This is a genomic window from Vibrio sp. V08_P9A1T1 (genome assembly GCF_963874405.1).
GTDB classification, from domain to species: Bacteria; Pseudomonadota; Gammaproteobacteria; order Enterobacterales; family Vibrionaceae; genus Vibrio; species Vibrio anguillarum.
The window spans coordinates 1-25,135 of the sequence record NZ_CAWNIB010000233.1 but is presented as its reverse complement, the minus strand read 5'-3'; the positions used below and the strand labels follow the sequence as shown (position 1 = coordinate 25,135).

At 45.0% G+C, this 25,135-nt stretch carries 21 protein-coding genes and 1 pseudogene; 9 read left to right on the top strand and 13 right to left on the bottom strand.

Annotated elements, in window-relative coordinates; genetic code table 11:
* Window positions 1-71 precede the first annotated feature (71 nt).
* Window positions 72-806 carry an IclR family transcriptional regulator gene (locus AACT21_RS09505; protein ID WP_010316838.1) on the top strand — a complete coding sequence of 245 codons (735 nt, stop codon included), beginning with the start codon at window positions 72-74 and terminating at the stop codon, window positions 804-806.
* 6 nt (window positions 807-812) lie between these two features.
* Window positions 813-1,649, top strand: a complete 837-nt coding sequence (locus tag AACT21_RS09500; protein WP_013868324.1) for an arginase family protein — start codon at window positions 813-815, stop codon at window positions 1,647-1,649.
* A gap of 117 nt (window positions 1,650-1,766) precedes the next feature.
* Here AACT21_RS09500 and AACT21_RS09495 read toward each other — a convergent pair whose 3' ends face one another.
* Together AACT21_RS09495 and AACT21_RS09490 are read right to left on the bottom strand one after the other, a co-directional pair.
* On the bottom strand, window positions 1,767-3,335 hold the full coding sequence (locus AACT21_RS09495) for a methyl-accepting chemotaxis protein (RefSeq protein WP_176429500.1): 1,569 nt from the start codon (window positions 3,333-3,335) through the stop codon (window positions 1,767-1,769).
* 23 nt (window positions 3,336-3,358) lie between these two features.
* Window positions 3,359-3,919 carry a hypothetical protein gene (locus AACT21_RS09490; RefSeq protein WP_047688797.1) on the bottom strand — a complete coding sequence of 187 codons (561 nt, stop codon included), beginning with the start codon at window positions 3,917-3,919 and terminating at the stop codon, window positions 3,359-3,361.
* Window positions 3,920-4,370: 451 nt separating this feature from the next.
* Between AACT21_RS09490 and AACT21_RS09485 the strand changes: the two genes are divergently transcribed.
* Both AACT21_RS09485 and AACT21_RS09480 read left to right on the top strand, forming a co-directional pair.
* Complete coding sequence (locus AACT21_RS09485; protein WP_094164654.1) at window positions 4,371-6,248, top strand: PhoX family protein; 1,878 nt, start codon at window positions 4,371-4,373, stop codon at window positions 6,246-6,248.
* A 313-nt stretch (window positions 6,249-6,561) separates the two neighbouring features.
* The gene (locus tag AACT21_RS09480; protein ID WP_094126670.1) at window positions 6,562-7,317 is read left to right on the top strand and encodes a phosphatase PAP2 family protein; all 756 of its coding nucleotides are present in this window, start codon (window positions 6,562-6,564) and stop codon (window positions 7,315-7,317) included.
* 89 nt (window positions 7,318-7,406) lie between these two features.
* Here the strand turns inward: AACT21_RS09480 and AACT21_RS09475 are convergent, their stop codons facing one another.
* Both AACT21_RS09475 and AACT21_RS09470 read right to left on the bottom strand, forming a co-directional pair.
* A complete protein-coding gene (locus AACT21_RS09475; protein WP_017042891.1) occupies window positions 7,407-8,111 on the bottom strand; it encodes a hypothetical protein in 705 nt (234 codons plus the stop codon).
* 97 nt (window positions 8,112-8,208) lie between these two features.
* On the bottom strand, window positions 8,209-10,053 hold the full coding sequence (locus AACT21_RS09470) for an ABC transporter ATP-binding protein (RefSeq protein ID WP_094164653.1): 1,845 nt from the start codon (window positions 10,051-10,053) through the stop codon (window positions 8,209-8,211).
* A 505-nt stretch (window positions 10,054-10,558) separates the two neighbouring features.
* On the opposite strand from AACT21_RS09470, the gene AACT21_RS09465 reads away from it, so the two are divergent.
* Entirely contained in the window at window positions 10,559-11,530 is a 972-nt protein-coding gene (locus tag AACT21_RS09465) for an arginine deiminase-related protein (RefSeq protein ID WP_017045022.1), read from the top strand.
* Here AACT21_RS09465 and AACT21_RS09460 read toward each other — a convergent pair.
* The 8 genes from AACT21_RS09460 to AACT21_RS09425 form a co-directional block, all read right to left on the bottom strand.
* Window positions 11,520-12,476: a diguanylate cyclase domain-containing protein gene (locus tag AACT21_RS09460; protein WP_026028163.1), complete on the bottom strand. Its 957-nt coding sequence runs from the start codon at window positions 12,474-12,476 to the stop codon at window positions 11,520-11,522. The genes AACT21_RS09465 and AACT21_RS09460 overlap by 11 nt on opposite strands.
* 119 nt (window positions 12,477-12,595) lie before the next feature.
* Window positions 12,596-13,018: a hypothetical protein gene (locus AACT21_RS09455; RefSeq protein ID WP_094164652.1), complete on the bottom strand. Its 423-nt coding sequence runs from the start codon at window positions 13,016-13,018 to the stop codon at window positions 12,596-12,598.
* Window positions 13,019-13,206: 188 nt separating this feature from the next.
* Complete coding sequence (locus tag AACT21_RS09450; protein ID WP_029189691.1) at window positions 13,207-14,088, bottom strand: L-ribulose-5-phosphate 3-epimerase; 882 nt, start codon at window positions 14,086-14,088, stop codon at window positions 13,207-13,209.
* Window positions 14,089-14,096: 8 nt separating this feature from the next.
* Window positions 14,097-14,744, bottom strand: a complete 648-nt coding sequence (locus AACT21_RS09445) for a 3-keto-L-gulonate-6-phosphate decarboxylase UlaD (protein ID WP_017049270.1) — start codon at window positions 14,742-14,744, stop codon at window positions 14,097-14,099.
* Window positions 14,745-14,749: 5 nt separating this feature from the next.
* Complete coding sequence (locus tag AACT21_RS09440) at window positions 14,750-15,571, bottom strand: pyridoxal phosphatase (protein ID WP_064626588.1); 822 nt, start codon at window positions 15,569-15,571, stop codon at window positions 14,750-14,752.
* 5 nt (window positions 15,572-15,576) lie between these two features.
* Window positions 15,577-16,269, bottom strand: a complete 693-nt coding sequence (locus tag AACT21_RS09435; protein WP_094164651.1) for an L-ribulose-5-phosphate 4-epimerase — start codon at window positions 16,267-16,269, stop codon at window positions 15,577-15,579.
* A gap of 7 nt (window positions 16,270-16,276) precedes the next feature.
* Window positions 16,277-16,759: a PTS sugar transporter subunit IIA gene (locus AACT21_RS09430; protein WP_094164650.1), complete on the bottom strand. Its 483-nt coding sequence runs from the start codon at window positions 16,757-16,759 to the stop codon at window positions 16,277-16,279.
* Between the two features lie 89 nt (window positions 16,760-16,848).
* Entirely contained in the window at window positions 16,849-18,609 is a 1,761-nt protein-coding gene (locus AACT21_RS09425) for a PTS ascorbate-specific subunit IIBC (protein WP_026028425.1), read from the bottom strand.
* A 390-nt stretch (window positions 18,610-18,999) separates the two neighbouring features.
* Between AACT21_RS09425 and ulaR the strand changes: the two genes are divergently transcribed.
* Both ulaR and ulaG read left to right on the top strand, forming a co-directional pair.
* A complete protein-coding gene (gene ulaR, locus AACT21_RS09420; protein WP_026027147.1) occupies window positions 19,000-19,755 on the top strand; it encodes an HTH-type transcriptional regulator UlaR in 756 nt (251 codons plus the stop codon).
* 123 nt (window positions 19,756-19,878) lie between these two features.
* Window positions 19,879-20,946: an L-ascorbate 6-phosphate lactonase gene (ulaG, locus tag AACT21_RS09415; RefSeq protein WP_013868344.1), complete on the top strand. Its 1,068-nt coding sequence runs from the start codon at window positions 19,879-19,881 to the stop codon at window positions 20,944-20,946.
* Window positions 20,947-21,047: 101 nt separating this feature from the next.
* On the opposite strand, the gene glgX is transcribed toward ulaG, so the two are convergent.
* On the bottom strand, window positions 21,048-23,045 hold the full coding sequence (glgX, locus tag AACT21_RS09410; protein WP_017048138.1) for a glycogen debranching protein GlgX: 1,998 nt from the start codon (window positions 23,043-23,045) through the stop codon (window positions 21,048-21,050).
* Window positions 23,046-23,483: 438 nt separating this feature from the next.
* Here glgX and AACT21_RS09405 point away from each other — a divergent pair, with 438 nt between their 5' ends.
* A complete protein-coding gene (locus AACT21_RS09405) occupies window positions 23,484-24,758 on the top strand; it encodes a carbohydrate porin (protein ID WP_026028891.1) in 1,275 nt (424 codons plus the stop codon).
* A gap of 65 nt (window positions 24,759-24,823) precedes the next feature.
* A pseudogene (locus AACT21_RS09400) lies at window positions 24,824-25,135 on the top strand (MalM family protein); the annotation flags it as partial.

The following is a 25,135-nucleotide window of genomic DNA, read 5'->3' as shown; positions in this document are numbered from 1 at the left end:
TATTAATCTTAAATTCTCGATATATAAGAATCATAGTTGAGGCGTGGAATAAATGAGGCTAAAAAGAAAACATGAACGAAACGAAATTATCGGCCAGCCAAGTTAATGAAAAGTCACTGCAATTATTGATGCAAGTGGCGGTAAATGAAGAGCCAGTATCAGCGAAAACCTTGAGCGAACAATTGCAAGTTCCGCTGAGTAGTTTGTACCGACATCTGAAGATTTTGAAAGAGTGGAACTTGATCGAAGAGAGCCCACACGACAAAACGTTGATCATCGGTTCGGCGGCTCTACTTTTAATGCGCAGTTATGAAACGAGTCAACACAATTTAGATGCAGTCGATGCAGTGTTAAGTCGATTACAGAAACAGACAGGCGAAATGGCGGCATACATGGTTCCGGTGGGATACCGAGCCTTGTGCGTTAGCCAAAAAGAAAGTATGCAGGCACTTCGATGCAGCTTCGTCCAGGGTCAAAGTCAACCCCTGCTTCGAGGTGCCTCATCTAAAGTGATGTTGGCGTATTTACCCGCTCCGCGCTGTGAAAAAATTCTTCGTTATTTTGGTGAAGACCACCAAATGGAAAAATGGCAGACAGAGTTGGAAAAAATACGTCGTAATGGGTACGCCGTGAGCACGTCAGAAATTGATCCTGGCGTTTCCGGAATTAGTGCCCCCGTAATGAAAGGGAGTAAGTTGATCGGCGCAATTTCAGTGATGGCTCCAGCCCATCGTGTTGAAACCAACAAGCAGCGGATCATTTTACATGTATTACAGGCAGCAAGAGCGTTGCCACCAGAAAGGTAATTCATAATGCTAAGTTTATTCAAACGCTACCGTATGAGTCGTACACAGAGCCAACCCGCTTATCCATTCACGTTCATGACACTCTGTGAACAGATAAAGCCAATGTCTCAAGTAGAGTTTGAATTTGCTCAGCAGAGCCTTGAATTTGCATCAGATTGGCTCTATCAGCGTCAATCCACGCCTTGTTACTCTGATGCGGGACATATAGTCGTCAAAGATAAAAATGCCACCCGTTTTCAAGACACCTTGAGCCATCAATTAGCACTGAGCTCAGTGCCCGTCGTACTAGCGAATTGTCACGAAATGCTGCTCAATGCATTACCAGTTATGGCTTTTGAGAATGACGAAGTTGGTATTGTGAGTATCGGACATCATTTTGAGCTGAAACAAACGCTGGACCTACAAGTTGGCTCTGCATTTCATTTTGCACTCTCTCGCTATAACAATACGCGCCTATTTTGTATTGGAATTGATGAAATGCATCAATCCAACCAAGTGTGGGAGTATGCAGAAGATTTAGGCTGTGATTGGTTAACGCTGAATGAGTGTGGTTTTCGTCATCGTAATCAACTAAAAAGCCAATTAGGTCACTACATAGAGCATTGTGATCAACTGATCGTGACGATTGATTTAGCCTCTTTAGTTCCGGGAGTGGGGGTTGATGAGAACAACGCGTTAGATAACCAAATGGTACTAAGAACGTTAAGGCAATGTGCGCTTTCGGGCAAGGTAAAGCTTATCCAACTGGTGGGGGCGAAGGATAAATTGATTTATTCTAAGCAGACCAAAGAAATTTTAGATGAGCTATGTGCTTTATCGCCAGATGTGATCCACGCTGCGTAGTGACATATTGATTCTCATATATACCAAACAAAAACCCCCAGCTGTCTGGGGTTTTTGTTTTATGGAACTCAACTATTTGAAGTATGCTAAGTGTGTTGTTCGGTTTTTAGTATTAGGTTAATGAGCGCTAAACTTGCTGAGTGATAATGAAGTGGCTTGTGCTTTCTGGAAGAGCTCTTTACTACAATCGCTCATCACTTTGCTGTCATTAAGTAGTTCGAGTGAATGTTGATTAAGATTGCTCAGTTGCGTTAGCAAATCTTCAACATGTGACAGTTGCTCATCAGATGAATTGACCGCTAAGTGGTTGGCGTTATTCGCTTGATTAACATCCTTGATCGCTTGGCTGACTAACTCGTTACTACTTTCAATAGCTTCAACGCAACTCATTGATGCATTGACACTTTCACCCATGTAGCCGATCAAGTCTTTCGAAAAGTTACTAAGCACGGTAAGGATCTCTTCCACTTGGTTGGTTGAAGAGGATGTTTTTTCCGCTAGGTTACGCACTTCGTCTGCCACGACGGCGAACCCGCGACCATTCTCACCCGCGCGAGCCGCTTCAATGGCCGCATTGAGCGCAAGCAGGTTTGTTTGATCAGCGATCGTACGGATGATCTGTAAGATATCGGTGACTTTTTCAACTTGGGCATTTAGGCTCTCAGCGGTTTTTGCTGTTACTTGTGACTTTTCTGCTAGGTTTTTATTTTCACTTAACGCATGTTTAAGTTGTTGCTGACTTTCTTGCCCAGAAATAACGGCTTGTTGTAAAGACAGCGACGCAGTATTGATATTCTCGGTGACTGACGCAATACTTTGCCGAGCACCTTCACCAATTTGTACTGATTGCGCAATTTCCCGCTGCTGACCATTGATATTGTGTTCTAGCTGCTTCACTTGTCGTTCAACAGCTTTCGTAACATCAGTGACATCGCAGATGTTTTGTTCAATAGGGTGGAAGGTATGTTCCACTTTTTCAATGAACATATTGATTGCTGTGGCAAGGTCACCTAACTCGTTATCTTTGTTAAATGGAATTCGTTGCTTGAGGTCGCACCGACCAGAAGCCAATGATTCACATAAGTTTTTCAGCTGATTTAAAGGATGCAGTAGAGCGCTCCTCAAAATAAAAAACAAGCCAATAAAAGTAATCAACACGAAGGTTATGCCAATTGAAATGGCCCATAGCCCCAGTTCCTTGGAAATGGCATTGACCTTGTCAAATTGCCACTGAGTGACTAAGTAACCCACCAATTTTGCTTCCTTGCCCGACGTTAATGGGTTGATGATGATCACGTGTTGTGTGCTTTGTTCAATAATGATGGCGTTGGTTGATGCTTGGGTCAGCGCATTTTTTATATTGACTCCGCTAGGAGATACGGACTTCTCATTTAATTGATAGAATAAAGATCCATCTGCAAGGAAAACCGCTATATGTTTGAGTTCTTTATTGCTGCTATCGACAGCGACTTTAACCCGCTCTTCCAAGCTCTCTACTTTGTTAAAGCGCACCGAAGTGGCGACGTTTTCAGCTAGAGAAGCCGCCATTTGTTGATAAGTTTGAGCGCTCAGCGAGTACATCACTGTGGCACTTTTCGACCATAGAGCATAGGAAATAGCAATCAGCGATACAACGCTAAGTAGCGACGCACTTGCCACTACCAACCGACTAATACTAAGTCTCATATAGAGTAATCCTGATCAATGAGTTAAAGAGCTTCTACGTTAACGCCGATGGTGATGGCACCAATCACTTTCCCTGAGCTAGGGTCAACCACGCTGTGGCTTATCTGTGACTGAAACATTTGGGTCGACTCATCTTCTTCTATCTCACCAATTAGATATGCGCTTGGACCTTTAAGGTAGGTGTCTTGCCACTTTTCCTCATCTCCTTGCCAGTAGTCAGAAGTAATCTCGCTTTGGGCGACATTCAGCCCTTTGTTATCCATAGCAAAGATCTCCGTAATTAGCCCGTTGCTAGCTTGTTGAATCGATTTAAGTTCAGAAGATGCGGGGGAAGAGAGCAGTTTGTTGATCAGTGGAGCATCGGTTTGGCCCACTTGGCTACGCCAATCCTTGTCGAGTTGATCAATTTGCATTTGAGTTAGGTTAGCGTGTTGAGCGTTTTGAGCATTAATGGCTTGGATTAAAACGGGATTAGCAATGATTTCAGCCACCTTGGTATCAATGAAGTTTTTTAGCGCCCCTTCAAACTCATTAGCAAAGGAGGAAAAGGAGAAACAAGCGATCAGGCAAATAAAATATTTCATAACAGACTCCAGTCGAGTTAGGTATTTTGCGTTGTGTATAAGGTATGTAGTGATCTTAGATGTTCATATTCATCCATATGCACTTTGAGCCTAGTTTAAGAATAGAAAACTGTAAAAAAATAGGTGTGATTTGAGCGCATGATCAAATGAATATTCATCTCTTGCCAAACAAAACAAAACAAAACAAAAAACTATCCGTTTTGACAATTGACAAGCTTGATGGCGGTGCCGGTTGTATTGTTTTCTCGACGAGGTCGGTTAGAAAATATCGATTTGGAGTGATACTTGTGGTGACCCAGCTGTGCTGAATGGCTTATTTAGCTAACGCATAGATTTTATTTTTTAACTCACTGTCACCGTTAAGCAATGTAAATTTAACTTATTTGTCACGATAGACCGCTAAGCTGCTTGCAAAATCCAATAACAAGACAAGTAAAGTCAAGGAGCAAACATGTGGAAGCGTGAAGAGCAAGAGTCTCAATTTAGTGAAATGATCGAAGCGAGACTCTCTCGTCGTCGTTTTATGGCGGGTAGTGCGGCAGTCAGTGCAGGCGCGTTTTTATCTTTAAATCCAGTTGCTAAGGCTGTGGCGGCAAAGTCGAGCTCTTCACTGCTCAACTTTGAAGCCATTCCTGTCTCAACGGCAGATGCCATCGTTGTTCCTAAAGGGTATAAAGCGACTCCGTTGATTTCATGGGGTGACCCCATTTCTGTTGATGCTCCTGAGTTTGACCAAAGTGGTAAACAAGATTCACGAGCACAAGAGCTTCAATTTGGTGATAACACTGATGGCATGAGCTTCTTCCCAATTTCGGATGATCGCGGTGTACTTGCGATTAATAATGAATACACCAACTACGAATACTTGTTTGATCACAAAGGTAAATCGATGACAGCAGATGATGTGCGTAAAGCGCAAGCTGCGGTCGGCGTTACCGTCGTTGAAGTGATGCACAAAAATGGCCAATGGACGGTTGACCGCGCAGGGAAGCGTAACCGTCGTATCACGGCAAACACACCAATGCTGCTCACTGGGCCAGCTGCAGGCCATACGCTAATGAAAACCGCCACTGATCCTAAGGGCTTAAATCCACTAGGAACTTTTAACAATTGTGCGAATGGTCAAACGCCGTGGGGGACATACTTAACGTGTGAGGAGAACTTTGATGATTTCTTTGGTAGTAACCAAGATGGCGTGAAGTTAACGGCTGATCATAAGCGTTATGGTATTGAAGCCAAACCCAGTGATTATCAATGGCACCAACATGATGAGCGTTTTGACGTTGCGAAAAACCCCAATGAGCCAAACCGCTTTGGTTGGGTGGTGGAAATTGATCCGAACGATCCAACATCGACGCCACTTAAACGAACGGCGTTAGGCCGTTTCAAACATGAAAATGCGGCGCTTACTCTCAACAAAGATGGCCATGCTGTGGTCTATCTGGGGGATGATGAACGCGGTGAACATCTATACAAATTCGTTTCAAAAAATCGCTACCAAGCTGGTAACGATGCGGCGAATCGCAATTTATTAGAAGAAGGAACCCTCTTTGTCGCTAAGTTTGATATGAATGAGAAAGAGCTGAAAGGCTCGGGAAAATGGCTTGAACTGACCTTTGGTAAAAATGGTTTAACGCCAGAAAATGGCTTTAAGGACCAAGCAGAAGTGATGATTTTTGCTCGCCGCGCAGCGACTCAAGTGGGTGCTACGACAATGGATCGTCCTGAATGGGTTGCGATTCACCCTGATAATAAGCACGTGTTCTGTACACTGACCAACAATAAAAACCGAGGTAAAGAGGGGCAACCTGTTGGTGGTCCTAACCCTCGCGCTAAGAATAACTATGGCCAGATTCTGCGCTGGATGCCAGCCAATGAGGATCACACTAGCACTGTGTTTGCATGGGATCTGTACTTGATTGCGGGCAACCCAACGGTACATAAAGGCGATCTCTATGCGGGCAGCGACAATATCTCAGCAGACAACATGTTCAACAGCCCTGATGGTATCGGCTTTGACAAAGCGGGTCGCTTGTGGATTCAAACCGATGGCAACTATTCCAACAAAGGGGATTTTGCTGGGCAAGGCAACAACCAAATGTTGTGCGGGGATCCAATTACTGGTGAAGTGAAACGTTTCCTAACTGGGCCGATTGCTTGTGAAATAACAGGGTTAACTTTTTCACCGGATCAAAAAACCATGTTTGTTGGCGTTCAACACCCTGGGGAAGATGAAGCGCCATCGCATTTCCCATACGGCGGAACCACCAAGCCGCGTTCGACAATTATGATGATCACTCGTGAAGACGGCGGGGTGATTGGCGCATAAGCCCTGATCATTTTCCTCTGAAGGGAGCTGCGGCTCCCTTTTTAACATTCCTGCTGTCGGTCAACGCTGTTGCCATCATCCATTCACGGTCTTGGCGCCTCCTATCTTGCACGAAAGAAGACGTTGTTTCGGTTAGGCAGGACATGGTCTGGTTTGCCTTTCCTACACGTTATGTATGAATTCTTTGTGTCAGGAAAATAAGTAAAAAGGGTGAGATCGGGGCGATTATTTTCCCTCAAATTGACAATTGCTTGATACGTTCTTTGCGTGTCGTCCGTTATTATGCTGATCTTCAATAATCCAGCGGTGTCTATTGAGCGTGAAAAAGCAAATCCAAATGAAAAAATCGGGCTTAGTACTCTTAGCCTTGTTCTCGTTGCTGTTAGTTCCCATCTCATTGGTTGGGTCTTCGATTGATTTGACCACGCCAGTGAGCGAGGGCGTCGGTGCATTTTTTACCTATTTAACCGATTCGGCTGGTTGGCAAGGTTTTGGCTTTACCTTTGCTTTGTTGGCTTTTTTGGCAACACGGACAGCGACTTCCCGCATTGAACTGCTTAACCGCATTATTCAAATTGGCTTGTTATTGGTGATTGGTATGGCTGCCAAAACGGGTTTAAAACATCTGACAGAGAGCCCTCGTCCATACACCGAATTAATGACGTATGAGTTACTTATCCCAAACCCTGCGCATTTTTATAAATTGAGTGAATTACAAAAAGAAAGTGTGATGACCGACATCGCAACCCAAGTCAGTGACTGGCGTTTACGTCATTGGCAGGGTGAAAAGGACTATTCATTTCCTTCTGGCCATACGATCTTCGCTGCTATTTGTCTGGCTTTCTTTGGTGGCCTGTTTATTGAACAAAAGCGCTATATTTTTGCGGCGGGTCTACTGCTTTGGGCCTGTGGGGTCGCCTTTAGCCGCTTATGGTTAGGGATGCATCGTCCGGTTGATTTATACGGTTCCTTGCTGTTTGTCAGCATGATTTACCTTGTGATACCCAAAGTGTACCCCTTAGATCACCCTAAATTAAAACCACTATTAACGCGTCTTCATCTCTGTTAACGGGTCACGAGTCATCATAAAAAAGCCAGCACATTTAAACGTGCTGGCTTTTTTGTAATCACATTTTACAATCACATAAGTAACGGCAATCAGGCAAAGAAGGAGGAAGCCACACCAATCAAACCACCGAATACTCCCCCCCAAACAACCAACCAGCCAAGGTGCTGTTTAATCATCTTCTGTACCATCTCTTTCACCAATTTAGGCGTGAGTTCATTGAGACGTTGATCGATGATGTTTTCGATGTTAGCGGTGATCTCTTCAATCATCTCAGGAGCTTCTAACTGCTCTTTGAGCGCTTGTTTAACGTTATCGCTTTGGCTGATATCAATCATAGATTGCTGCATTTTTTCGACAAACGGTTGCTTGAGTGGTTGTAGCGCGTCGGTTCCACCAAACATCGCCAGCATGCCGCCAAATGGAGAGTTTGCAATCACTTCGACCAAAGAATCAAAGGTTGGGTTGAAGTCAACTTTGGCAATCACAGGCTCAAGATCCAACGTTTTACTGCCCGTCATCTCTTTACTGAGGAAGCGGTCAATATTGGACTGGGTGAAAAATTGCTCCATCATCAGGCTCTTGATTGCGGTTTTGAACTCTTCAAAGCGAGCAGGTATCACACCCGAGCCATAGAGTCCTGGCACTTTTTCAAACAGCATGTGAATCGCAAGCCAGTTGGTGATTGCGCCAGAAAAGGCAAATAAGCCCGCATACAGCGCAATAGTGTTATCCAGTTGATAGCCCGCAGCAAGGAGCGCTAGCGCAATGATATTAGTGAGTAAGCTCTTGTTCATAATCCAAATCTAGTTAAATAAAGGGAATGGGCGAATTCTAAGGAAAAAGAGTGAATTGTGGAAGCATCAACGGAGCGCAAACTCCGTTGATAAACCATTAAGCAATCTCAACGTCGTCGCAACCGATAAAGCCACCCGTTTGGTGCGCCCATAGGTGTGCATAAATGCCGTTTTGAGCGATCAACTCTTGGTGTGTGCCTTGCTCAACGACGTTACCTTTATCGAGTACAATCAACCTGTCCATTGCGGCAATAGTTGATAAACGGTGAGCAATGGCAATCACGGTTTTGCCTTGCATCAGCTCATTTAAGCTCTCTTGAATTGCCGCTTCCACTTCGGAGTCGAGTGCGGATGTGGCTTCGTCGAGTACCAACAGTGGCGCATCCTTTAACAGCACGCGGGAAATAGCAATTCGCTGGCGCTGGCCGCCAGACAGTTTTACGCCGCGCTCGCCCACTTGCGCATCATAGCCTAGGTTACCAAATGGGTCGGTGAGTGTTTCGATAAACTCATGTGCGTGTGCCTGTCGGGTGGCTTGCAGCAGTTGTTCTCCACTTGCATCAGGGTTGCCATACAAAATGTTATCGCGGATAGAGCGATGCAGCAGTGAAGTATCTTGCGTCACCATACCAATTTTGCTGCGCAATGAATCTTGGGTGACCTCATTGATCGCTTGCCCATCGATGCGAATTTGCCCACCTTCAACATCATGAAAACGAAGCAGTAAATTGACTAAAGTCGATTTTCCAGCGCCAGAACGCCCTACTAAGCCCACTTTTTCACCCGGTTTAATGGTCAGGTTTAAATGGTTAATAACGCCTTTATTCTCGCCATAGTGGAAACTCACGTCATCAAATTCGATGCCACCTTGTGCAACCTGCAACGGTTTTGCGTTGGGTTTATCTTCAATGGTGATCGGTTTCGAGAGGGTTTTCATGCCATCCACGACTGTGCCCATGTTTTCAAAGAGTGCACCGACTTCCCACATGATCCATTTCGACATGCCATTAATGCGCAATGAAAGGCTGATCGCAATCGCGATTGCACCAATACTGATGGCACTCTGCATCCATAGATAAATCGAAGTCGCCGCAATCACGAACACCAAAATATAGTTGGCGAGTTCAACGCACAAGTTAAAACCAGTCACTAAACGCATTTGGCGGTGAACCGTGTCTAAAAAGCTCTCCATGCCTTGTTCGGCATAGTCGGTTTCTCGGCGGGTGTGTGAGAACAACTTGACCGTGGCAATATTGGTGTAGCTATCGACAATGCGCCCCGTCATGGTTGAGCGAGCATCGGCTTGTTCTGATGCCACTTTTTTAAGCTGTGGTACAAAGTGAAGTTGAATGCAAATGTAGGCCGCGAGCCAGACGAGCATCGGCACCATTAAACGCCAGTCTGCTTGCGCCAACATCACCACAATCGCAGTGAAATAGACTGACACATAGACAAACACATCCAAGGTCTTCATCACTGTTTCGCGGATGGATAACGCCGTTTGCATCACTTTAGTGGCAATTCTTCCCGCAAAGTCATCTTGGTAAAAAGAGAGGCTTTGCTTGAGCAGATAACGGTGCGCTAACCAACGGATCGACATGGGATAATTGCCGAGCATAGTTTGGTGGATCAACAGTGAATAGATGCCAATCAAAAGTGGCATGATCACGAGTACCAAAATAGATAAACCGATCAAGGTGTCTCGGTTCTCAGTTAGGAAAGTCTCTGGGTTACTGGATGAGAGCCAATCCACCAGTTGGCCCATAAAACCGAACAGTGATACTTCAACAACGGCAATTAACGTGCTGATTAACGCCATTAAAATGAGTGGTTTTTCAAAGCCGCGCGTGTAGTAACGACAAAAGGCCCATAAGGTCGCAGGAGGCTGTTTGGGTTCCTCTTTGGGAAAGGCTTGGGTAAAGCTTTCAAATTTTTTATACATCGAAAATCCTTATGCCAATTCTCGCTAAAGTATGAGAGACCAAAAGCCTAGAACGCGAGAATCTAACGTTGAACTCCTATAAGGGGAGCAAATGATGGAGTAAGCCGAACAGAAGTATAACGAAATCACAACATAAGTGGCGGATTACTTTTCGCGCTTGGCTCTAGAAAACGGCGCCTGATTAATACTGTGGTCAATGCAGCAAGCATCGGCTCGAATGGTCAGTAACGCCCATCGGGTGAAAAAGTGATTAAATATCGTTATCGACGATAAGAGAACCATAAACGAGTTGCGTTACTTTTAAGTGAGTTTTTACTGTGAATATTTTTTGAATAAGGGTGAATATTTTTAGGTGTGATGGGGAATTTGCCGTAATTTTTAATGTAAAAAATAGTTTTCTCAGTAATTAATAGGAGTTATTCGATGAAATAACCCAAAATTCAGTCAATGTTGTTTTAACATTATGCTTACAATTGGCCTAAAGTGAGTAGAAGGGAAAGTTTCTATGATGTTGCAGGAACAAGTGATCACACAGCCAGCCGTGAATACGGTGCAAAATGCCAATTGTGTCGTAATGGTGCCGCCAAAAGAGTTCAAATTTAACGCTCAAACGGCACAAGATAATGAATTTCAACACCAAGTTGCATTGAGTACCGAACAAGTTCGCATCCAAGCCATGGCCGAATATCAAAGTATGGTTGAGACACTGCGTCTCGAAGGCGTACAAGTAGTGGAGTTTGATTACCCATTATCTGAAGTGGAAACGCCAGATGCCGTCTTTCCCAATAACTGGTTTAGCACTACGCCAGAGGGAACTTTGTTTACCTTTCCGATGGCTTGTAAAAATCGACAGCAAGAAGTGCGCCCACAAGCGTTGGTTGAAGCTCTTACTTTGTCAGGCCGTAAGGTATTGGCGCAAGATTCGTTGCTCGCGTATCAAGACCAGCAGGCTTATCTTGAAAGCACCGGTGTGATGGTGATGGATCACCTTAATCGAACCATCTATTCGGCGTTGTCACAGCGCTGCGACCGTGAAGTGCTAGAGGAGTACGCTAAACGTATCGGTTATGATCGCGTGGTCTCTTTTCAAACGGCGTTGCCTTCAGGCCAACCGGTTTATCACACCAATGTGATGATGGCGGTTGGTGAAGCATTCTGCGTGATTTGCGATGAAGTGATCCCGGAGTTTGAACGCCGTTTTGTGGTTAAATCACTGGCCAAAGATAAACAGATCATCTCAATTTCACTTGAGCAGATGAACTGTTTCTGCGGCAACATTTTACAATTAGAAACGGCGGCAGGGGATAAAGTGATCGCTATGTCGCAATCGGCGTTTGATGCCTTTTCGCCGGCGCAGCGTGCGCAGCTGGCCAGTCACGGTAAGTTACTGCCGTGTAATGTGAAGACCATTGAGGATATTGGCGGTGGTTCGGTGAGATGTATGTTAGGGGAAGTGTTTTTGCCTTCTATTGGCTAAGATTGATGTACTCAACGCCATTTTTGCCATTTTTCTTCACCTGATACATTGCTTGGTCGGCCAATTCATATAAGGTTTCAAAAGTATGCGTTGAGGTTGTGAATTGGCAAACACCAATACTAAAGCCAATTTGCACTTCTCCATGGCTTAATTTTAGTGGTGAATAGGCTTTGGTGAGCAAACTGTCGATAAACTGCTTTAACGTTTCTGTGCTTTGGTTGATGCACAATAGGACAAACTCATCGCCGCCCAAACGAGCAATCGATGATGGTTGAGGCGCATTTTCTTGAAGCCATTGAGAAACTTGGAGTAGCACGAAATCCCCAGCTTGGTGCCCAAGATGATCATTGACGGTTTTAAAGTCATCCAAATCGATAAAAATTAGTGCCGCAGGGTGTTCGACAAGATCATTCATCTCGTCAAACTTAGTTTCTAGCGCTTTTCGATTTAATAGGTTGGTTAATGGATCTTGCGCGGCGAGTTTGGAGAGTTCTAATTCATAATGTTTTTCATTGGTAATATCCGTGTGGGTGCCCATCATGCGCAGCGGCTTTCCATTCTCATCATATTCAACGATTCGGCCGCGATCCGACACCCAGCTTTGACCTCCATCTTTGCGGATCATCCTGTGTATGACCTGATAGGTGTCAGCCTTGCCATTCAAATGGTCCTCAAAAGCGCCCACGGCTAAGTCATAATCATCGGGGTGGAGCTTGCTTTTCCAAATGTCGACGGTGGCGTCTAGCTCGTGTGATTGATAGCCAAGCATATCACCCCATTCTCTATTGAATATTTTAAGGGTTCCGCTAGGAATGTGTTGTTCCCAAAGACAAAGACCAGTGCCTTCTAGCGTTGCATTCAGTTTTTCTTCAAGAGAGCTGTTTTCTTTTTTGAGATGCTCAACTTGCTCTTCAAGCTGCTTGATTCGTTTTAAGTACTCTTCCATAAACCGTGATGAACCGAGTCTGCATTTATGTCGAGTGTGCCACAGTTTGCCGATGGATTCACAAGGTTGTTGATATCTTGTTCAACATACATCTCATTTTTTCCCGTGGGTCACAAAGCTTATTTGGTTTGAATAAATTTGCTGTAGGTACTGACTCGGCCGTTGATGTACTCAATACCGCAGTGAATGTTGTGTTCGTTATTGCCAACAATCTGATATTCGACAATAAATTCACCGCTGATCACTTTGATAAATAAGAAACCGTCGATGACTTTCCATAATCCTTGTAGCGTTTTTTCACCAAACAGATCTCGCTCGACCAACGTGCCATTAGGCTTTAAATGCAAAGCGGAAGAAAAACCGTCTACATTCACTTTTACCCAAGTATGTTGGTGAGCTTCAAAGCTTAATATTTTGCGTCGACACTTAACCCATTCTGCCAGCGCTTGCTCTTGGGTTGGGGTGAGCGTAGGGAGCGCTTCCATTTCTAAAAGGGTGTGATGCTTTTCATACCAGAAGAGTTGTAAGTGAAGTAATTTCATTGGTTCTCAGAGTGTTATGCATCGGGGCGTTATCAAAAAGCAACTCTGCGCGATTGTGTTGGTGATGTCAATATTTGCCAAGAAAAGCTACCGCGCTCACGGGGGAGAGGGCGCGGCATTATCCAATATGAGGATGAAGGATGCATAAAAGATGCACCCGAGCACAATTTATAGGTTGAATAAATGAGCTATAGGTTGAATAAACGAGGCGAATCAGCAGCATCACAAGCTTGATTTAGCCGATGCTGCGCAACACGAATATTGTGTTTCCAATGTTCATCTTGCGCCCACATTTCGATCACCATCGGCACAACACAGTTTGCCTCTTTCAGCGTTTGGGAAATAGCATCGAAATTGACTTCTCCTTCACCAATCACCAAGTCTCGAAATTGGCCCGTGGAACTAGAGGTGACGCAATGGGTATCTTTAAGGTGGATCTGAGTAATGTGTGGCATACCAAGTGCCAATTCAGTACACACATCGTAGTTCCAACCTGAAATGTTGCCTACATCTGGATACGCCATAAAATAGGGGGAGGGTACTTCCCGCTTTAGTATTTCGAACTTGCTCAGTGAATTAAGATAGCTGGTATCCATGATTTCCACTGCCAGCATCACGCCAGCACGCTCGGCCAATTTGGCGGCAAGCTGCATGCCTTCAATGAAACGTTGATGAGTTTCTTTATTAGCGGGTTCGTAATAGACATCATAGCCTGCGAGTTGGATGGTGCGAATGCCCAGTTTGTAAGCTAAGGTAATCGCTTTCTCCATGTGCAGAATGGCTTGCTCTCTAATGGCGGGGTCTGACGAGCCAAAAGGAAACTTGCGGTGTGCACTTAGGCACATCGATTGTAGCGGGATTTGGTATTGCTCACACCATCTTCGTAGCTGATAGATGGTTGCATCATCCCAGTCTAAGCGTTGACGACGTTCATCCGACTCATCGACGGATATCTCTAAAAAATCAAACCCCAGCTCTTTTGTTGTGGCGAGCTTTTCTTCCCAACTGAAATGATTGGGGAGTGCTTTTTCATACAACCCGATACGTTGGCGTGGTAAATGTTGATACATACGGCCTCCTAGCACCAAAAACGATCGATTTGACTGCGCAGTGCTTCGGCAGTGACGCGACCTTTTTCACCGACCAATGCACGCCCCGCAATGAACGTTTTGGCCTTAATGCCTTCAAATAAATAGAGATCATCTGGCACGATGCCACCTGTGATGGAAAGCTCAAGCCCCATATCGGATAGAGTTCGCATCTTCTCAACATCTTCGCTTGTCCAACCAATACCGGCCAGTTCGGCATCTCTTGAACGGTGATAAATGGCTTGAGTGATGCCAAGGTCAATCCACGCTTGTGCATCAGCAAAGGTCCAGTTGCCGTAAATTTCGATTTGGATTTCGCCATCCAGTTCATCGGCGACTTTCTTACACGCGCTGATGGTGGCGATATGCGCTGCGGCAGAAACGGTGATCCAATCTGCGCCAGCTTCAAATGCCATCCGCGCCAAAATAGCACCGCCATCGGTGGTTTTCATATCGCACACTAGAATATGGTCAGGGTGATTATGGCGTAACGTTTTGACGGCTTTCATGCCTTCAGCAAAGGCGAGGATGGTGCCCACTTCGATGACATCCACAAAGCTTGCTACGTTTTTTGCCACTTCGATGGCAGAAATAAGGTCAGTTTGGTCGAGAGCGATTTGGATCATTGGTTTAGTCATGAGAGTTATCCTTGAATTTTGTCACGGATCAAACGGGCGAGCCCGTCGTGATTGTTATCGGTTGTACAAATCAGTTTGGCGTGGGATTTCACCGTATCGTCGGCATTGAGCATCGCCACACCGAGCCCAGCGTAGTCGAGCATTGAAATGTCGTTATGGTTATCGCCGACAGCCAACACGTGATTAGCGTGGTAGCCAAGTGATTGCACATATTCAGCCAAGCGCTGACCTTTACTGTTACCTTTGGCAGCGAAGTCGACGCGATTCGACCATGAACGCTCACCGTTGAATGTCTCTTGTACCCAAGCTTGTTGGGCAAGGCGTTCAACGGAACTCGGTAGCCCTTCAACCACAAATTTCCAAATAAACGTTTCTTGCTCGACGCGGTGACGAAACGAGTCAATTTGCTCGATTTTGGGCTGTGCTGTTGGTGGGTACTGGCTGGCCCATTTTTCCAACGCTTGCATGTAGGCGATTGGGCTACGCTTGGAATAGGTCATCGCGTCGGTCACATACATCACCAGTTTCATTTGAAACTCTTTAGCTAAAGCGAGAAAGGTCAATGCATCGTGCTTGGTGATGGCATTGTGCTTGAGCACTTTTTCATTTTGGTAGTCATACACATAAGTGCCGTTACAGCAGATGATGGGGGTTGTGAGCCCCAATTCTTGATAATAGGGTTTAGCCGCAGTGTGGTGACGGCCAGTCACGATCACCACGTGGCAGTGTTGCTGCGCCTGTTGAATCGCTCGCTTTAGCTGAGGATGAATGGTGTGTTCATCAGTCAACACCGTGCCATCAAGGTCGAGCGCGAGAACTTTATACATAGCCGCTACCTTTGACCGTAGTAAGCGTTATCACCATGCTTACGTTGATAGTGTTTATCGGATAATTCCGGTTGAATCTTGATGCCACTGTTGAGTGAACGAGTCGCCAGCGCCATGGCGGAAATCTCCTCCAAGACGACGGCGTTATGAACCGCATCGTTAGCATCTTTGCCCCAAGAGAAAGGAGCATGCCCGGCGACAATCACGCTTGGCACTGCCATCGGATCAATGCGACGATGTTTGAACTCTTCGATGATCACAAGGCCGGTATTTTTCTCATATTGGCCAGCGATTTCATCGCAAGAAAGTTTGCGTGTGCAGGGGATGTCACCGTAAAAATAATCGGCGTGAGTGGTCCCTAAAGCCGGAATGTCGATGCCCGCTTGCGCCCAAATAGTGGCACTGCGCGAATGGGTGTGTACCACGCCGCCGATCTCTGGATAAGCTTTATAGAGTTCGAGGTGAGTGGCGGTATCACTGGATGGATTAAGTGTGCCTTCCACAATCGCGCCGCTAAGATCAACGATCACCATGTCATCGACTTTCATCACATCGTATTCTACGCCGGAAGGTTTGATGGCGATGACGCCCTTCTCGCGGTCTATTTCTGATACATTGCCCCAAGTGAAAGTGACTAAACTGTATTGGGGAAGCTTAAGATTTGCCGCAAATACTCGCTGTTTTAGTTCGCTATACATGACATCCTCACTCGACCAATTGTGCCGCTAACGCTTCATCAATTACTTGGTAAACGTCCTGCGCGGTACGACAACGGCGCAGTTTATCGAGATCAACGCCAGTCTCGCTCTCTTCATCATCCAGCACTTGGGTTACTTCCATTAATCCTTCCATATGCTGATCAGACGAGCTACCAGCCAAGGTGATCAGCACATCGACTGGTTCATCTTCGCCGTCAAAATAGATAGGCGTTTGTAGCGTCACTAAAGCAAAGGCGGTTCTGATCACGCCATTTTCAGGACGAGCATGAGGCAGGGCAAGATTCGGCGCGATGACGATATACGGGCCTAATTGTTCAACGCTGCTGATGATGGCATCGTGATAGCAGGGGTGGATGGCTCCTGATTTGATCAGCCTATCCGTACCGATTTTGATCGCCTCTTGCCAAGTGCTCGCCTGTGCATTTAATTGGATGGAATCATTGTCGATCAGTGATTGTTTCAGTCCCATGGTTCTATCTCCAGAGTGGGTGCCAGTGCGTCTGGCACCTATTGTTTTTGTACCTATCGTTTTTGTACTTATCGTTTTGTAGTAAATAGCTATTTCAAAGTGACAAAGTTTTTATCGATGATATCGAGCAGCTCATCACCAAAAGAGTTCGGATTCAGCATGTTTTGTACGCCGAGCACAAACTTGCCTTCTCCGGGCTCCATCTCACCAGAGAGATGTTTTGATGAGACGATGATGTCGGTGGTGGCGAGCTTAGATTTATAATCAGACACTGCGCAGGAATCCATCACGTGTGGAATGCCTTTTTTCTCCAGATACTTACCGATTTTCATCTTCATCATCATTGAGGAGCCTTGCCCATTGCCACACACGGCTAAAATGCTGACCGGGCGCACGCCATCACTGACTTTCAGTGCTTGTTCGACGGCGGCGATGACTTCTGGATCGTCACTGATGTTCACCAAACCTTGTGCATCTTCCTCTTCACGCAGTTTTTTAGAGGCGAAGAACATGTACACACCAGCCAATGCAATCAGCACAAAGAAGAACAGTTTTGAGACGGATAAGCCTTGCATGATTGGCGGGAAGACTAACGCCCAGTCGGCCATGCCCATCCAGCCACTGAATTCGGTGCCGTATTGGTTGAAGATGTGAATGGCCCATGCGGAGCCAACGACTTCGATGATACCCATCACAAAACAGATCTTCATGACCGCGCGCCAGCCGCCAAAGTGGTTGGCAAAAACACCAATGGTCGCGTTGGAGAAGAACATCGGGATAAAGCCGGGAATGATCATGATCGGTGCATCAAAAGCGAGCATGGCCAGCACCGCCGTAAATTGACCAATCGCGCCCCACATAAAACCAAACACCATGGCGTTAGGTGAGAACGCGTAGATAGCGGCGCAGTCAATGGCTAAAACCGCGTTAGGAATGACGCGCTCTGAGATACCTTTAAAGGCTTCAGACAGTTCGGCAACGAACATACGCACACCCGCTACGATAACTTGAATCGCTACCGCAAATTTAAGGCCAGTTTCCAGAATGTAGATAGACCAATGGGTTTTTCCCGCCATTGCTTGCAGGTTGTCTAAACCAAATGAGAGCAAAATAATGCCGAAAAATAGCGTCATCACAATCGCGGTTGCGGCAATACTGTCGTGGAAAATGTGCAACCATTTAGGCAGCTCAAGGTGGTCGACACTCTCGTTTTTGTCGCCCAATTTGGGGGCAATCTTAACCGCAATCCAAGACGCGACTTGTTGCTGGTGGCCGATGGAGAAACCGGCTCCACCCGTGACGGCTTCGGTGGGTTTGAACATAATGTTGGAGGAGATAGACCAGTAGAGCGCCATCAAAACAGCCGAATAAAGGATGGTTTCCCACATGCTTGCGCCCAGCACAAGGTAGAACACCGCAATTAACCCTGCCTGTTGGAACATAATATGCCCCGTTAGCATGATGGTGCGAATGCCTGTGTAGCGGCGCAGCAAAACGAGCAAAATGTTGATCGCCAGTGCCAGTAGTACGGTATAACCAACCCAAGAATAATCATCCCCCATGATTTCCATGGTGGCCATCATTGAGGTGTACGGGTCGATAACCGAGCCAGTTAAACCATGATATTCCGATAATTTCTCAATCACAGGCTTAAAGCCTGCCACTAAGGTCCCTGCACCCACCTGTACCAACATAAAGCCGACGATGGTTTTGATCGACCCTTTAATGATGGTGGTGGTATCTCTTCTTAATAACCAGTAACCGATAAGGGTGACTAAGCCCAGCAGCAAAGGTGCTTTAGTCATTACTTGGCTATAAAAAATGTAGAAGATATCGTAGATGAACTGCATATCTTTACCCCTTGATTCTCTATTTATCGTTATGTGTATTCCCGTCTTACTCGAAGCTGGGTGTAGGTCAGAGTGAATCAGCAAGGTGATGCCGATTTCAATCCTGTTTTGCTCACGAAATAGACTTTACCAATCAAAAGTAATCATTCAATGCTCATTTGTGATTATTTTGATTTTTATCAATTTCTTCGCCAAATGGAGACATTATTTGATACTCAAGTCACAGTTAAAATTTTATTTCAAATAAAATCAATTAGTTATGTTTTATTGTGAGCGAAAGGGAAGTTTTGTTCGTCCAGTGTTTGACATTGTGATGGATGAGAAATAGAATCAAAACAAATCATAAATAATCACCAAGTAATCACTTGATGAAAAGATAAGGTGATAACCATGAACGAAGTACAAAGACATAACGAGATACTGTCTTTGCTAGACAATATGCGCACCATCAACGTCACGCATATTATTGAGAAATTTAACGTGTCACCAGCAACGGCCCGCCGCGATATTTCTAAGTTAGATGAGCTAGGTAAGCTGAAGAAAGTTCGTAATGGTGCTGAACGTTTAGAGATTAGAAAGCGAGCGTGGACGCCGTTAAACATCGACAGTACGGATCATTTCCATGAAAAATCACAGATTGCCATGGCTGCGGCTAAGCTCTGCAACCCAGGTGACAGTGTGGTAATTAACTGTGGTTCGACCGCCTTCTTGCTCGGTAAAGAGTTGTGTGGCCAAGATGTTCAAATCGTGACTAACTATTTTCCACTGGCCAGTTACCTTATCAATGAAGATCACGACGATGTAATCATCATTGGTGGGCAGTACAACAAAGCACAAAACATTTTCCTCAACCCCGCCCCTGATTCGTTAGGCGGTTACGCCGGACATTGGATGTTCACCAGTGGCAAAGGGCTGACGGAAAATGGCCTATACAAAACCGATATGCTCACCGCCGTTGCCGAGCAACAGATGCTAGAGCAAATCGGTAAGTTAGTGGTGGTAGTGGATAGTTCTAAAGTTGGGCAGCGTACGGGCATGCTATTTTGCCCCGCCAGCAAGGTTGATATTGTTATCACTGGCAAAGCCGCCGATCCGCAAGTTATCCAAGCGCTACAACAGCAGGGGACAGAAGTGATTCTGGTATAGAAAGCACTTCGCTCTACACATTCTAATAATAAACACAGGCTCAGTGTCTTCACCTTTGGTTAAGACGCTTGGCTCCCTACATCCAAAATTTGTCTAACTGATCGTGAAATAAAAGGTGTTGCTATGAGTAAAATTGATGAAATCACACGCGATTCATGGGTTCTCAGTACGTTTCCTGAGTGGGGGACTTGGCTGAATGAAGAGATAGAAAAGACCGAAGTGGAAGCCAACACCTTTGCTATGTGGTGGCTTGGTTGTACAGGCATTTGGCTAAAAAGTGCCGGTAATACCAATCTTTCGATCGATTTTTGGTGTGGGACGGGTAAGAAAACGCAAAAGAATGCCTTGATGAATCAACAGCATCAGATGATGCGTATGGGGGGCGTGCGTGAACTGCAACCCAACTTAAGAACGTCTCCTTTTGTGTTGGACCCATTTGGCATCAAAGAGATTGATGCGGTGCTGGCGACGCATGATCACGCTGATCATATCGATATTAATGTCGCAGCAGCTGTGCTGCAAAACTGTGGTGAGCATGTGAAATTTATTGGGCCACAAGCTTGCGTTGACCTGTGGCAAGGCTGGGGAGTACCGAGTGAGCGCTGCATTGTGGCGAAAGTGGGTGATTGCATTGAAGTCGGCGATATCAGTATCCGAGTGCTGGACTCTTTTGATCGCACTGCGTTGATTACGCTGCCTAAAGGTGTTTCATCTTATGATAAGGGGATTCTTGATGGTATGGATGATCGCGCGGTCAACTACTTATTGGAAACCTCCGGTGGCTCAATCTACCATTCAGGTGATTCGCATTATTCGAACTACTATGCCAAGCATGGTAATGACTACAAGATTGATGTGGCGCTGCTCTCATACGGTGAAAACCCACGAGGCATCACAGATAAGCTGACTGCATCTGATATTTTGCGCGCAGGCGAGGCGTTAGATTGTGAAGTGGTGATCCCATTCCATCACGATATTTGGGCTAACTTCCAAAATGACCCGCGTGAAATTGAAGTATTGTGGCAAATGAAAAAAGATCGTCTGCAATACGGCTTTGCGCCATTCTTTTGGCAAGTGGGTGGTAAATACACTTACCCAACCGACAAAGGACGTATGCATTACCAGCATTTCAGAGGCTTTAAAGACATTTTTGTCGATGAACCAGAGCTGCCTTTCAAAGCATTCTTGTAATGTTCTGAAAGCAAAAATTAGAGAAGAGAAAGAGGCCAATTGGGCCTCTTTGTTTATTGGTAATCTCTTTGCTTATCGGTAATGATGTGCAGCACTTGATTTTATACTTCAGGTTGATAGTGCAAAATTGTCATTGATATAGGCGACTGTAACAACTCACCTTCTGCATGGCCGGGTTGTACGTTACGTAAATTGGTATCGCATATCACTTCCCAGTTTTGGTTACGATCTTTAGGTAGAGTAAAACGAGCTGGTGCATTGGTTTGGTTGATCAAATAGAGCATTTCAGCCCCATCCGATCCAATGCCCATCTGCAATGCCACAGAACTTAAGCGGTTCCAATCATCATGTTCCATCAGTGTGCCATCCACGCGTCGCCAGAATACGCGGTTGGCATTACGTTCCTCACCACTAAAAGCACGAATAAAGGGCACCATATAAAGGTGTCTTGCCGCCACCATTTGACTCAACCAATGTTTGAAGTAGCTTTTGCGTTCGGTCATGTTCCAGTCAAGCCAACTGATCTCATTGTCTTGGCAATAAGCGTTGTTATTACCTTGCTGAGTATGAGAAAGCACATCCGCGGTGAGAATATGAGGAATGCCAAAAGCAAAAAGTAAGCTCGCCATCATATTGCGTTTTTGCTTTTCGCGAGTTGCTTTTATCACCATGTTCTCTGTTTCGCCTTCGACGCCATAGTTGTCGGAGCGATTGTCACCGTGACCATCTCGGTTTTGTTCACCATTCGCTTCATTGTGCTTATGCTTGTATGACACCAAATCTTGCATGGTGAAGCCATCATGATAAGTGATGTAATTGACGGTCAGTTTGTAGGGCCAGTTGGCGGCACTGTACAAGTCGCGCGAGCCCATTAAGCGTGTGGCGAACTCTTTTAAATAGCCTTGATCGCCGCGCCAGAAGCTGCGTGTGATATCACGTAATTTGTCGTTACATTCATTCCAACCGAAAGGAAAATTGCCTACTTGGTAACCGTTTGGACCAATATCCCAAGGCTCTGCAATCAATTTAACTCGTTTTAACGTTGGATCTTGCGCCACCGCTTTAAAGAACGCAGCATCGGGGCTGAAATTATCGCCATTTCTTCCAAGCGTTGCGGCCAAATCAAAACGAAAACCATCGATTTGGTATTCGCTAACCCAGTAGCGCAGCGTGTCCATGACTAGGTTAAGGGCGGGTTGATAAGAGAGATCAATGGTGTTACCACAACCGGTAAAATTCGCGTAATGTTGGCCGTGTTTTAGATAATATTTAGGGTCGAGTGCTTTTAAATTGAAAATAGGCCCATCTTCGCCCCCCTCTGCTGAGTGGTTATAAACCACATCCAGTATCACTTCAATTCCGTGACGATGCAGTTCTCTGATAGCCGTTTTCAGTTCCGTTACCGCATCTTTTTGCGCATAACGTGGATCTGGCACCATAAACAGATAGGGGTTATATCCCCAATAGTTGACTTTGCCCATATCCAATAGATGTGGCTCATGCATACAAGCCGCGATGGGCAGTAACTGTAGTGTGTTGATGTTTTGCTTGCGATAAAACTCCAGCATCTCCTCACTGATTAAGCCTAAATAAGTACCTTGTTCTGCTTTAGGCACACGTGGATTGAGTTTGGTCACCCCTTTGACATGAGTCTCAAATAAAATAGTCTTATCGCGAGGTATGTGTGGCTTTTTAGTTGATTGCCAATCGAATTGATCGTCGACCACGACACACTTAGGCAGCTCGAAACTCTTTTTTGAACTAAATGGTGTTTTATAGCCTAAGTTTTTATCTATCGCCTTCGCGTAGGGGTCGGAAATATAGTGTGGCTCGTCACCATTTAAAATGAGGTAACCGTATTTTTGCCCTGCTTTAATGTTTGGCACATGAGTGTACTTCACGCCCGCATATTCATTCTCTAACTCGTGGGTGGTGAAACTTCCCTGTTGATCAAACAGAGCGAGTAGAAGCTGTTTATTTGCTGGAGCATGAATAGCAAAATTGCAACCTGTGTTGTCAAGGGTTGCACCGAGTGGGTAAGGGCTAGAAATAGTACATTTCATATGGGCATCTTTAATTGTTATTTTGCTGCACGTCATCGCTTTAAGTAAAAAGCTTTGTTGATATTAGGTCAAGCGCCCAATGAATAAAATTTGAATGTAATTTTATTTCATTTTAATGATGTTATTGGCCCTAAATAGTGATCAATAAGGCATTTTGTATTCTATTTTATAACCATTAACTGATCTCCTCCCCCTGAAATCCGTGATCCGTGCTTTAAAAACGCCATACTATAAAATTACTCATCCTTTCTCCTCCCCCCCAAATTACTTTGAGGTGGAGGAAGCAAGCCTATTACGCCTTTAGTAACCTTATCACCGTTGAAACAACTGGGGACTTAGTCCCGTCTTACCTCTTCTTTTAGCGTCTATCTGTCAACTGCCTTGCAGGTTCCAATAGGAGAAGAGTGAAAGTTTTAAATGCTGTCCGTAGTTAAAATTTTCCATAAATATAAATCGTCCTTAATGGAGTTAAGAATGAAAAAAGTAAGTGTAATTGCTGCCGCAGTGGCTGCTACTCTAGCAGCAGGTTCTGCTTTTGCTGCAGAAACAGATGTACTAAAAGACGGATGGGAAGTTCATGGGTATGCTTCAATGAATTTCCGCATGGTTGATGGTGAAACTGTTGATACAGAGTTTGGTAAACCAGATTACAAAACAGCGGGTACTCATGGAAAAAGCACCAATCAGGTTGAGTTTGTAATTAAGAAACACACAGAACATGAAAATGGTGTTTGGTCAAATTTCACTGTTCGTTCTGAATACGGTAATGGTAACTCGTACGCTTATTCTTCATCTGGTAGTCAAAAAGCCAATGACACTGCACAATTTGAAGTGAAAGAAACTTTTGTTGAAATCGGTGGTTTATCCTACTTAGGAGAAGACACATCTATATGGGCTGGTCAACGTTTCCTAAACCGTGCTGCTGGTATTCTTTCTGGTGAATTTTGGAAACAATCTTCTGGCGTAGGTGCTGGTGTTCAAACTAAGCTTGCTGGCAATACTGCAGGATTTGCGGTGGTGGTTGCCGATCCTGATGCAGGTGCAGCAACGACAAACCCTGAACGCACAACGCTTTCATCTTACGATCTGTACTACTACGGTGTCGATGTTGGTTTTGGTAGCTTAGACTTTGATTTTAAATACATGGAACAAGCGAACAAAGACAGTAAATCAGATGATGGTTTTGGCGCATCAATCACGTTAAATTCTAGCTATTACGGCTTGGATGGTTGGGCTCAATCTGCTATTGCATATGGTAAAGGTGTTGCGCAAAACCGTGGTGTTAACTTTGGTGGCTGGTCAGGCGGTGATGATAAGCAAGAGTCTATTTTCTTGACTTCTTACGGTGTACTGAATATTTCCGAAAACTGGCAAATGGGCTCTGAAATTACCTATTTTGGTGCGCTGGATGAGTTATTTGGTGCTAAAGATTTGAAACGTTATATTGCTGCTGTTCGTCCATCGTATAAAGTGAATGATAACCTACGTCTTGAAATGACAGGTTCTTATGCTCATGAAGAGGGAGCTGAAGGTTACTGGGGTCGTACTGGTGAGGCACTAGAAAGCGATATTTTCAATGTGGAATTAGCTGCTGCATTTACAGTCAATGCTGATTACTTCGGTCGTCCACAAATCAAACCATACATTAGCTATATTTCTGCTGATGATGAAGCAAGCGCATCACAAATTGGCATCAAAGATGGCAAAAATGAAACAGTTATCGGTGTCCACACTGAAATCTGGTTCTAACTCAACTAAGATTTAAGGCAGCCTATTGGCTGCCTTTTTTGCTTTGTAAATGATAGAGAATAACGATGAATAATAAAAAATCATTAATGACCCTTATCCTCGGAGCAGCTTTGACTGCCTGTAGTTCAGTTCCATCTACCTCAAACCTTTCGTCTACTGAGGCTATCTCATACGCAAAAGTATGCTGTAATAATTATGCTGACTTTCCTTGGATTGAGCTACAAAGCAATGAAAGTATCGAGTTTGATATTGATGAAAGTGCCCCTATTGGCCACTTTACAGATGGCAATAGCTATTTTAATGCTTTTCAGCTCCCTCAACGTTCAGCAAAAGTGCAAATACAGCTTAGTAGCTACATGTTTGATAAAGCGGTATTT